The organism is Sphingomonas silueang (genome assembly GCF_040049155.1).
In the GTDB taxonomy this organism is placed as follows: Bacteria; Pseudomonadota; Alphaproteobacteria; order Sphingomonadales; family Sphingomonadaceae; genus Sphingomonas; species Sphingomonas silueang.
The window spans coordinates 1-11,451 of sequence record NZ_JBDZDK010000055.1 but is presented as its reverse complement, the minus strand read 5'-3'; the positions used below and the strand labels follow the sequence as shown (position 1 = coordinate 11,451).

At 60.9% G+C, this 11,451-nt stretch carries 8 protein-coding genes; 5 read left to right on the top strand and 3 right to left on the bottom strand.

Annotated features, from left to right (window positions below; translation table 11 throughout):
* The first annotated feature begins 134 nt into the window (after window positions 1–134).
* Complete coding sequence (locus ABLE43_RS22470) at window positions 135–638, top strand: hypothetical protein (protein WP_348980202.1); 504 nt, start codon at window positions 135–137, stop codon at window positions 636–638.
* A gap of 469 nt (window positions 639–1,107) precedes the next feature.
* On the opposite strand, the gene ABLE43_RS22465 is transcribed toward ABLE43_RS22470, so the two are convergent.
* Window positions 1,108–2,346 carry a tyrosine-type recombinase/integrase gene (locus ABLE43_RS22465; RefSeq protein WP_348980201.1) on the bottom strand — a complete coding sequence of 413 codons (1,239 nt, stop codon included), beginning with the start codon at window positions 2,344–2,346 and terminating at the stop codon, window positions 1,108–1,110.
* A 162-nt stretch (window positions 2,347–2,508) separates the two neighbouring features.
* Here ABLE43_RS22465 and ABLE43_RS22460 point away from each other — a divergent pair, with 162 nt between their 5' ends.
* A complete protein-coding gene (locus tag ABLE43_RS22460; protein ID WP_051743944.1) occupies window positions 2,509–3,459 on the top strand; it encodes a hypothetical protein in 951 nt (316 codons plus the stop codon).
* A gap of 46 nt (window positions 3,460–3,505) precedes the next feature.
* On the opposite strand, the gene ABLE43_RS22455 is transcribed toward ABLE43_RS22460, so the two are convergent.
* Both ABLE43_RS22455 and ABLE43_RS22450 read right to left on the bottom strand, forming a co-directional pair.
* Window positions 3,506–4,489 (bottom strand): ParB/RepB/Spo0J family partition protein, encoded by a 984-nt coding sequence (locus tag ABLE43_RS22455; protein ID WP_030092784.1) that lies wholly within the window; start codon window positions 4,487–4,489, stop codon window positions 3,506–3,508.
* Between the two features lie 259 nt (window positions 4,490–4,748).
* Entirely contained in the window at window positions 4,749–5,951 is a 1,203-nt protein-coding gene (locus tag ABLE43_RS22450) for an AAA family ATPase (protein WP_348980200.1), read from the bottom strand.
* Window positions 5,952–6,493: 542 nt separating this feature from the next.
* Between ABLE43_RS22450 and ABLE43_RS22445 the strand changes: the two genes are divergently transcribed.
* From ABLE43_RS22445 to ABLE43_RS22435, 3 genes are all read left to right on the top strand, one after another.
* The gene (locus ABLE43_RS22445) at window positions 6,494–7,798 is read left to right on the top strand and encodes a replication protein RepA (protein WP_062787891.1); all 1,305 of its coding nucleotides are present in this window, start codon (window positions 6,494–6,496) and stop codon (window positions 7,796–7,798) included.
* Window positions 7,799–7,962: 164 nt separating this feature from the next.
* On the top strand, window positions 7,963–8,808 hold the full coding sequence (locus tag ABLE43_RS22440) for a DUF7146 domain-containing protein (protein ID WP_348980199.1): 846 nt from the start codon (window positions 7,963–7,965) through the stop codon (window positions 8,806–8,808).
* Window positions 8,809–8,883: 75 nt separating this feature from the next.
* The gene (locus ABLE43_RS22435; protein ID WP_348980198.1) at window positions 8,884–11,337 is read left to right on the top strand and encodes a strawberry notch-like NTP hydrolase domain-containing protein; all 2,454 of its coding nucleotides are present in this window, start codon (window positions 8,884–8,886) and stop codon (window positions 11,335–11,337) included.
* The last annotated feature ends 114 nt before the right edge of the window (window positions 11,338–11,451 follow it).

Genomic DNA, 11,451 nt, shown 5'->3' with positions numbered 1-11,451 from the left:
AGCATCCCGATCTCGCCGCCTGACACACCGCCAAGCGAACAGCCTAGACCACCGGGATGAGGGGTCCTTTTTCGACGCCGATCACCCCGCTACCGGGGTCCCTTTTCCACGCCGATCCACAGGAAACGCCCGGAATGTCCGAGGGGGAGCGATCGTTTACCGCCCGCGCGCTCGCCAGCACCCTCCCGCCGGTCGGCAGCGGCAATGGTCCCGAGCGTGTGGTGCAGCACGAAGTCAATCTCGATCCGCCTGGGGATACCAAATGGATCGCGCGGTCACGGGTCGTCTATGCAGGTGCAAGGCCGATCGACGTCTATCTGTTCGATGACCCGGTCGTTCCCGCCAATGCTGCGCCGGAAGATGCTGCGGCGATGCTGGCGTGGAAATCCGACCGGCTCATCGACATGCCGATCGGTGAACTGGCGCGTACGAGCAGCACGGGCAAGGGGCCGGCGACCTGGTGCATCGCGTTCCCGATCAACGTCTCGCGCGTGGGCATCTGCACCATGACCGCGAACAGCACGAAGCGGTTGCTGTTGACCACCTACATTCGCCGCGACGACAGCGAACCTGTTGCCAATCCTGAGGCTGTTCAGCGGCTCTTTGCCATGCTGCGAGGGATGTATGCGAAGCGGTAAGCGGCAATCATCTGATTGCCCACACCGCTAAAAGGCCAATCTCCGGTGTTCCATGACCGATCGCATCGCAGTTGCAACCAGAAACTCGAACGAATCACGCGGACCTTCACTAGATACCCAAATTGGCGATATGGATCGCCACACGGTGGCAAGCGCCATAGTCGCGATATGTTACAGACACGCCCGTTCCAAGATGTGGCGCCACATCTTTTGGCTGGTGTATTTCGACTCAGCAGATCGAGATCGAAGAGGCGGGGCAGACATCCGCCGAGTGGGGGAGCAGAAGCAGCGGCAGCACCGTAACTAGCTTCGCCTGTGCATATGTAGGTAGCAATATAGCGATGGCTTGAAGATGCCGAGCATTTCTCTCCGTTCTTCGGTTGATATCCAGCGCCTGCGAGTGGCCGCTTTTTCTAAGACCCGCGATCCACAACCGGGCCTGCGAGTGGCGGCTTCGTCCCAAACCAAGTCATTCCAGCTTGCGCGCGAGACGACCTACGGCCCCAGCTTCAGCAGCCAGGTTGCGATTGTAGGCGAGCGGCATGCGCGGACTTTTCCAGCGCAGCGCGTCCATGATCCCAGCCAGATCTTCGCCCGCGACGAACAGGTCCTGATTAAGACCCACCCGCGTCGAATGAGCGCTTATTCCCTTCAGCAGTCGGGCCAGATCGTCAGCGGTAAGGTCGCCCAATGCGCCGCGATCGAACGCACGCTGAATGATTGCCCGCCAGATCGGGCCGATCGATCCCGGATGGAGCGCCGCGGCGCCGATGTCATACTCGACCCGCGCCTTCACAGCGGGCTTGGACAGCGTCTTGCGCAGATCCCAAGTCTCACGGCCCGAGATGCTGTCGATCGAACGACCCTTCACGGCTGCCCGCGCCTTGTAGCGCCGTACCTGCACCCGCCTGAACAACGGCCCCGCGTCTATCCCAGCGGAATCTCTCCACGCCGCGACAGCCCGCACAGAGCGAGGCGACAAATAGGCTGTGGCCCCCTCGCCCTCCTGATCGCCTTTGCTCCGCGCGATGGCGAGGAGGCGCGCCTCGGGATCAAGCGCCTCGAGAATGTCCCCGACCCTTATCGCTACGAGCTCCGATGCTCGCAGCCCCGTGTCATAGGCCACCGATAACAACGCTCGGTCCCGAAGGCCTGGCGGATCGTCCCCGCAACTCTCGAGCAGTGCGCGGATGTTCAACCCCCGCGCCTTGTCGCGCTCCACATCTCGCACCGGCCCCTTGAAGCGCAGAGGACGTGCCTGGGCCTGTGCGGTGCCCTTCTCCCGGCGGATTGCGCGCAGCCGCAGCTTGACCAGCTCGGCCTGCGTCGGGTCCTTGAGGTCGAGCAGCTGGTGGATCTTGGCGATCGATGCCTTGTAGCGGGACAACGAGGCGGGCCGGCTCCCCTTCCCTGCCCGCGCGTCGAGATAATCGGCCACCGTCTCGGCCGTGGCCGGCAACGCGATCCGGTTGGAGCGCCGACACCAGGCGTCGAAAGCCTCGACGTCAGATTTCAGGGCGCGGATGCTGTGGGGGGATGACGCGTGCTGGTACGCAGCGATCAGCGCCTCGTTCACGACGATGGGCTCGGCAGCCCTCATCTGCACGATCGCCCACGCAAGGTCGCCCAACGGCTCAATGGGCGCCAGAGCAGTCTCAGCGGGCGCTATAGCGGATTCTGACTCTTCTTGCGTCGATTCGGTGCTCATGACGCGCCTCGCTCCTCAGCGGCGCTTCGTATCGCATCTTATAAAGAGAGGTCAATTACGCTTATGTGATAAGTGCAATTATCGCATATGAACTTTTCGACGATAGCATGAGGCGAAACCAACTGCTGACTTTGGTTTCCTCACGCGCTAAGCGTAAGAGCGATGCAGGAGATCGTCGACCGCCGCGCAAATGACCCAATGTTGCTGCTCGGCCGGCTCGACGGCCGGCTTCATCATAGTACAAGCGCCGACATTTTCCTTGCGCGATCGCGCCTTCACGGCGCCGCGGCGTTAGCAGGTCTCGCCGGCGTGCCGATCGCTGTCGGCGACCTGCAGGATTGGATCGCGGGGCGAAGCGCCCCTCCCCGCGCCTCCGAAGGTCTCAACGATCCGATATCGGTGGCGTCCATTTTCCACCTCGCACTAAGTCGGGACGAGGATGTCAGAGACCCGGTTGGCCGCGCATCCCTCAATGCTCTCCGAACCATCCTCGACGACCGTGCAGAGGCTGAGCGCTATGGTGGAGACGATCTCGCACACTTCGGCCCGCTCTGGCGTCAGGTGAAGTCTGCGGCGGATGCACCCTTCCCCGTCGCCGATCTCCGGTCCATCGCCGAGCGCGTGTTCGCTCTTGCCGAAATGACCGAGCGTCTTCCGGTCGGCGCCTCGGAGGTTGTTGCGATCGACGGACGCTCGTTGGAGCTTCCTCCCCGCTGCCGCGATCGCAACTGGCTCGTCGCGACCGCTCTTCCTCGCATGCTCTACCGCGCTGGCTTCACGAGCCGCATCATCCCCTCACTGGTGCCGCTCCCCAAGTTCATGCCCCCTTCCCCTGCCGCGCTGACCGGGTTCCTCGCTAAGGAGATCGGGCAGATCAGCGCGGCGGGGCTCCGCGAGCTTTCCGCAATTGAGCATGACGTCGCCAAGCTCACCAATTTAGGTGCAACTCAGCGAAGTCGCCTGCCGCTTCTCGGGCGCCTATTGATCGCCTATCCAGGGCTCCAGGCATCCTCCGTTTCGAAGCTGCTGTCTGTGACACCTCAGGGTGCCCGAAAGCTCCTCGCGGCGCTGCCCACCACGCCTGCCGCGCAGCGCCGGCTGCGGGCCGAATAGCGACCGGGACGCCCTCCGTACTGAAACGCCGTCTCGCTTGTTTTGCTCAGCTCGCCGGCAACAGTTCTTCGATCGCTTTCATGAGCTCGGCCTTCGTGGCGCCGGTCCGGGGCACGATCTTGATCGTGATCCCCCCACCTCTGGCACTGGCATAGCGCAGAATCGTCTTTCCGCCTTTGCCCGTGATCTCTCGCTCGCCAGTCTCCTTCTTCTTTGCCTCAACGGTCGCACGAACAAGTCGCTTCGCCACCTCGGGTCCGGTCAGACTGGAACCACCATTCCTACGCTCGGCCTCGATGCGCTCGGCCTCGTCTCGCATTCGCTTCAGAGTTTTCGGTTCGCTGGTCAGCGGTTTGATATCGCGCGCCACTCGAACGGTAATGTCGTGGGTGTCCGAAAATGCCGCCACGATCTCCTCAGGAAGCCTCGCAACATCCAGCAGGCGGCTCAGCCATGACCGCGAGAGGTTGAGATGCTCCGCCATCTGGGACTGGGAGTTCTCGTAAAACTCCGACAGCGCTCGCGCATATTCCTTTGCACGCTCCCAGTCTGAAATGTCCTTTCGCGACCGATTTTCAACGTCCGAAACCCGGAATGCCTCTTCATCCGTGACGGTCTGGATCGTGACGAGATAATCAAATTCTGGATGATGATGTTCGCGGAGCCACTGGACGGTCCACCACCGGCGAACGCCAGCGATGATCTCATAATCGTAGTCAGGATCGTCCTTCAGACGACGCACGATCGCCGGGATGCGCTGCCGCTTCGCCGCGAGAAAGGAGTCGATCAGATCGCGACAGCTCTCTTCGGACAAATGGTCCAGGTCGCGATTGTGCATCCGCCAGGGACGGCAACGAGCCGGGTCCACCCACTCCGTTCGATCGGTAACCGTCTTGCCGCTCGCTATCCGCGCCAGGGTCTGGCTTCGGCTCGCCATGATCCCTTCCGAGGGGCTCGCATTGTCAAGCTCGGCCTCATTATCCAGGCCTTCGGTGAACATCGAGCCGAAGCCCTTATTTCCTTTTGTCATCGGCTCGCTCCTACTCGAATTTCCGGCATCTTGGAGACCCGATTTGTTGGTCTGTTGCCACGTGGCAACAAACCGAAATTCGCCTCGCCTTCGGCTCCCCTTTTCTGAGGGAAAACTGATCCTGGAATTTGGCTCATGATACTGTTTATAAACGCTTTCCTTGCTCGGTTGCCACGTGGCAACAACGCATCATTCTTAGCAGATTTCAGCCCCATAGACGGCGAACAATTGCCCGCTGTTGCCACGTGGCAACTGCTGCTCAAAGCTGCCCCCCTGCCCGGCTCGGCCAGGTCCGCAAAACGTCTTCTTCGATGTCTCGGCAAACCTCATTCAGATGCCTCATGCACCGGTTGTAAACCTCGTGCGAAGTGACGGGCCTTTCCAGTTCAAAGACCGTCTTCATCCGCGAGCTGGCATTGTCGATCTCCGCACTGGTGACCATCACCGAAGAAGACATTGAGCCTCCGAAAACGCTCCGCATCATCGAAAGTATCTCACGATGCATCGACTTGCTGTCGTCGACCCGGCTGCCGACGAGACGGATGAAATTGTAAGCCGGGCGCCCCCTCCCCGCGAGCTGCTCGAGCTGCTTCATCGTGGTCTTCGCCATGTCGATAAACGACACCGTCGATGCGAAGTCGACCAGGCTTGGCGGCACGGGGATCACCATCGCATTGGCTGCTTGAAGGACCGCCATGGAGACCATGCCGAGTGCTGGAGGCGGATCCATGATCACCACATCGTAATCTTCTACCACCGAGTCGATGGCCTCGGCGATCAGGTCGATGATGTTCAGGTTCTGATTGCGCGCGAGGTAGCCGGCGATCTCGTATTCGAGATTGTAGAGCCGCAAATTCGCAGGGATCAGATCGAGCCCATGGAAGTGGGTCTTCCGAATGATCTTTCGCACACCCAGCAATTCCGGGTTATGGAAATGCCCATAGAGCGTGTCGTCCTCCTCCAGATCGACGTCTGGTCGGTAGCCGAACATCATTGTCGATGAAGCTTGGCTGTCGCAGTCGATAAACAGCACACGATAGCCGTTGATCGCGAAGTGCTGAGCCAGGTGCAGCGCGATCGTGGACTTGCCGACACCGCCCTTGAAATTGCAGACCGAGAGAATGGCGGGTGGATCTTCCGGGCTGCGCCACGGACGCGTTCCGAACACCTCACGCATATGATCGAGTTCTTCGAGCGTATATTGGACGCGATGACCGGAAGCCGTCCGCCCACGCTCCGGCAAACGCCCGTCGCGTTCAGCTTCTCGGATCGCCGACGCGGTGCGTCCGACAAGTGATGCAGCCTTGGAGATAGGGAAGGTGGGGGCTCGCTTCTGCCCTGTCTCTGGATCGACCGCGCTGTCGCGGATCCGCTTGAGGATCGTGAGCGCTTTACGGTGAAGCACATCCAGGCCACCTTCCAGAAGGTCATCGGCGGGGACATTTGTGGGATCAGTGGCCATGAGATTCCGCTTTTGTGGGTTTGATGGCCCACAATAGCGACGTTGGCAGTTTCGAGCAACGATTTGGCCATCGAACTTACAACTTTACCGATGATCTCCGAGCCGTTTCGGATTTCAAGGTAATGCCAATGCGCCCTGGTAGAGGCGCACCGATGATCTCCGAGTCGGTGCAAGCTTTCCGAAAACTTGCTGCGTCCGGCTGCACCGAGCGATGCCCTGTGGATAAATACCGATGATCTCAGTACCTTCCGATGATCTCGGTGCGTCCTACCAATGATCTCGGTGCCAACAGACCGATGATCTCGGAGCGCATACCTATTACATGAATCCCTGAATCAATCCGATTCGCGAATCGGCTTCAAAATTTCGATTTTTGAAAGTGGGAAGGGGCGATTCGGCAAAAGCGGCACCGAGATCATCGGTCGAATTGCAACTCTCACCCCTGATTTCCCGCCAAAACTGCCAACAGGGTTGATTTCGAAACCCAAACCTGTTGAGACAGCGCCATCACAGACCCCGGAGATTCGGGGAAGGGCGGAACAATGAACGGAGATCAGCATAGGCCGATTGGGCACCAATATGCACTCGCCATGATCGATGGCGGTGCAGAGAATGTCCGGAAGCTTGCCTCCACTGCCGGAACCCAATTGACGCTCGACGCCTTCCTGCGAGTCCACGACGAAGAGCCTGTCCCGGCATTTCTCCATTCCGCGCTTTGCGCCATGTCGCTCCCGACCAAGCGCCCGAAGGACGACACGCTCCCGATTATCCGGGAAGACGGCAAGTACGCGCTGGCAATCAACCCTCGGCCGGTTCTTCAAAATATCGATGGCAAGTCGGTCATGAGAAGCCTGGGTGTTCCATATGGGGCCTATCCCAGGGTTGCGCTCATCTATCTGCTTTCACAGGCGGTAATGAAGCGTTCGCGCGACGTCTATCTCGGCCGCAACTTCACGGAATGGATGCGGCGGCTTGGCTATCAAACGGTGTCCTATGGCCCCCGTGGCACCGCAAATCTGATGCGCGAACAGGTCGACCGCTTGCTGGCGTGCGAGTGGCAGATTCGCTGGGATGGCACCGAAACGGACGACAACGCCTTTGCGGTCCGCGATGTGAAGATCTCAAATGAATATGCTGGTTCACTCGACAAGAACGGCACCTTCGCGCGGGAAATCCGTATGTCGGAGGTCTTCTACAGTCACCTTATCGAGCACGCTGTCCCATTAAACGAAGTAGCGATCCGGGAGCTTAAAGGGACGCCAACGGCGCTCGATCTCTATACCTATCTTGCCTATCGCCTCCCACGGATCGGCTCCGACAAGGGGCAGATCATTTCTTGGGATCAACTGGCAAAGCACCTCGGCAACGAGGCTGACAGCAAGCGCTTTCGTCAAACGGTGCGGGAGACGATGCAGCTCGTCTCGGCGGTTTATCCCAACGCGAACGTCGATCTCTCCGGCAGGAAGGTGGTCCTTCATCCGTCTCCAGCGCCGATGGAGCGTAAATTGGTCGGACCCCATTTGCGACTTGTTGGGGCGCCAGGCGTCGAAACGGCACCGAGATCATCGGTTCGCACCGTTCCGCAGGCAACGAAACCCGCAGCGAAATCAGACGAACCGCTTCACGCATTCCCGCCGGGAACGCTTTCCTATGGCGACCGCGAACAGGCGTTTCGGAGTGTCGGTCTCACTAAGGGCCATCCTTGGTCAGTCGACGATATGGCCAACGCATTCCGCAAGGGATTCGCCGATATCAAGAGGCCCCGGACCGACACCGAATGGATGCGGCTCTGGGAGGCCTTCGTGATCAAATATGCGGATCGGCGGAAGAACCGGCCTGACGATTGACCGATGATGTCCGAGCCGTTCGTCGCCTGCGAACGAGCCCGAGTCGTGCCCGATGAAGCGATCAACGTGAGCGCGCCGACCCTCATCGTTGATAGGTCCGGGTCACAGCGCCATGCGCTGAAAGAGGGAAGGGGGGATGTGGCTACCGAGCAGGAGGTAGTCCTATGCCACTCACGGCCAAACGACCGACCCAGGAACTTGTTGACCTCGTAGGCGCTCTTGGCGGCACCTGGACCGGCTACAGGGCTATGGCCCGTTGCCCGGCACATGGCGACAACGATCCAAGTCTTTCGATCCGCCAAGGTGACCGCGGCATTCTGGTGACGTGCTTCGCGGGTTGCGCACGCGATGATGTTCTGCGGGAATTGCGTCGGGTTCGAACCGGCCAACATTATGCAATACCGGAACAGGATCGACCGCAAGGCAGCGCCAATGTCTCGCGCATCTGGGAGCAGGCCGTTGGCGTCAAAGGGACGCTGGCCGAGCGCTATCTTGAGCGACGCAACTTGTTGCCAGCGCCTGCCGACGTGCGCTTCCATTCGCGCTGCCCATACCTCCCGAAGCCGAAAACCGTTTATCGACCGGCTTTGCTGATTGCTGTTCGCGAGATCCGGCAGCTCGTCGCGATCCAGCGCAACTTTCTCGACCCTGCGACAGCGAAGTGCCTCCGAAAAGTCATGCTCGGCGTGCCTGGGACAGGCGCATGGCGGGGCCGGGCAGGGGGCGAGACGCTGGCGATCGCCGAAGGTTTCGAGACTGCCGGCGCCTACACCCGCATCAAGGGCATCCCCTGCTGGGCCTCACTTGGCGCCAGGCGGCTCGATCAACTGGTCATTCCACCCGGCATTACGACCCTGCTGATCGCAGAGGACAATGATCCAGAAGGGCGTCGCGCCGCGGCGTCCGCCGAAGCGAAATATGCCCGTCCCGGGCTCATCATCCGCCGCGACCCGCCGCCGCCGGCTTTCAAGGATTGGGCAAAGTTCCTCGACGCGCACTGCCGGACCTGATCCCGGGGCGGAGAGAGGGGAGGGGGATCGAGGGTGTGTCGCTGCGACAGATGCAGCCGCGCAGGAGATTCCCAAATGACCGACCTTTTTCAGACCGCCGAGCGCGGCGACCGTGCCGCTGCGCACATCCTTCTATCCCAACTGGCGTCAGGCGAGCCGGTCACCCGTCAACATCTCAATCGGGCGATGGTGCAGGCGTTCGGCGGAACCGATGCCGAAGGACGCTGGACGCAGCGCTCAAGCTTCGAGGTGCTAGAGCACGCACTCGCCCTTCATCTCCGTGGATCATTGGCGCCTCTGGCCAGCCTCGCCGATGTCGCCGCGCGGATTGACCTCGCGCAGCGCCTCCCCACTCAGACCGTGCGGAGCGAAGACCAGATCGAATGGCAGCAATTCTCGACTCCTGTCGACATTGCGGCCGTCGCGATTCTGCTCGCAGATGTCCGGCAGGATGACGTCATTCTCGAGCCCAGCGCCGGCAACGGTTTGCTCGTTGCACAGCTTGGGGCTCATCGATCGCTGCATCTCAACGAGCTCGATCCGATCCGCCGCGATCGCCTGCACGGCGTTTTCCCCGGCGCAACGATCACCGGCCATGATGGGGCGATTCTTGATGCTGCTCTTGGCGACGCACCGCGTCCTTCCCTGATCCTCATGAATCCGCCGTTTTCGCGGTCGCTCGGCCGCGGCGTCGATGATCTTGCGGCCGTTCGGCATCTTCAGGCTGCACTTCGCCGATTGCAGACTGGGGGCCGCCTCGTTGCCATCATGCCCGACTGGTTCGGACCGACCACCCGAATGCGCGACCACTACGAGACCGTCCTTCGCGGATCGACAGTGCAAGCCTCTGTTCGACTTGAAGGCTGCTATCTCAAACACGGCACGTCTATCGACGTGCGAATCTTCGTCATCGACAAGGTCGCCGGCAGGCTCGCACCAGAAGTCATCCAGGGTGGATCAATCGCGGAACTGCTCGACGTTCTCACCGTGACACCTCGCCTGTCCCTTGTCGCAGATCAGCCGGCACCCGCGCCGAAGCGGGGCGGAGGCATCTCGCTCTTCAGAGCGGTCAAAAGCGCCAAGCCCATGCCCCGGGCCTTTCACGCTGCCGTGCGCAACCATGTCTTGCCGGTTGCTTACACCAGGCTCGAAACCCCGGCGCCGCTGCTCGAACAGACCGGCGTCTATCTGCCCTATCGGCCAAGCCGCCTGGTTTTCGACAAAGCCGGCGAACACCCGACTGCGCTCGTCGAATCCGTTGCCATGGGATCAATCCCAGCGCCGATCCCCGATTACGTCCCTTCGCTGCCGGAGCGGACTGTCACAGAGCGTTTGCTCTCGGCCTCCCAGCTCGAAACCGTCGTTTACGCCGGCCATGCCTGGGCTCAGACGATCCCTGGGCGCTTCGCACCGGACAAGGATGGTGTCGGCCTCGTTATCTCGGAGGAGGGCCGCGGCTACCGAAAGGGTTTCTTCCTCGGGGACGGAACCGGGGCAGGCAAGGGTCGCCAAATCGCGGCCGCCATTCTTGACAACTGGCTTCAGGGGCGGCGTCGCAATATCTGGGTCACCAAGAACGCGCCCCTCCTCGAAGATGCTCGCCGTGATTGGACGGCCCTCGGCGGGCTCGCCGGTGACATTCAGCCCATATCGAACTGGAAGATCGACGAACCCATCAGGCTTGACCAGGGCGTCCTTCTGGTCACCTATCCGACCCTTCGATCGATGCGCGGGGAACATAGCCGGCTGAAGCAGATCATCGACTGGGCCGGCGCCGATTTCGACGGCGTCATCGCCTTCGACGAAGCGCACGAGATGGGCGGTGTCGCAGGAGGCGAGGGCGCACTCGGAGCCAAGGAGGGATCGCAACAGGGCATCAGCGGCGTTCGGCTCCAGAACCATCTGCCCGCCGCGCGGATCCTCTACGCTTCTGCGACGGGGGCGTCCGAGGTCAACAACCTTGCCTATGCCGTGCGGCTCGGGCTCTGGGGACCGGAGACGGCGTTCGCCAATCGCGAGCAATTCATCTCCAGCATTCGCCAGGGCGGGATCGCCGCCATGGAATTGGTCGCACGCGATCTCAAGGCGACTGGGCTCTACATGGCGCGAGCGCTGAGCTTCGCCGGTGTCGAATATGAGATCCTGCGGCACGAACTGACGCCCGCGCAGATCGAGATCTACGACACTTACGCCAATGCCTGGTCCATCATCCACCGGAACATGGAAAAAGCCCTGGAACTCACCGGCGTCGTCGATGGTCTCGAGAACACCACTTTGAATAGCGGGGCGAAGGCATCGGCCCGCTCGCGCTTCGAGTCCACCAAGCAGCGTTTCTTCGGCCAGGTGCTGCTTTCGATGAAGCTGCCAACGGTCATCGCCGCGGTCGGCGAGCATCTTATGGCGGGCCAGTCGGTGGTGCTTCAACTGGTGACGACGGCCGAGTCCATCCTCGACCGGCGATTGGGCATGCTCAGCCCGGATGAGCGCGTCGACCTCGAAATCGACCTCAGCCCTCGTGAATATGTCTAATGTGGAGCTCCACATTACACATATTCTTTGCAGTCGCAGTTTATGTCGAGCGTGGCGGCGAGAGACGCAGGTTTCCTTCGGTTTTCCATGATTTCACTCCAGATAATATGCGGG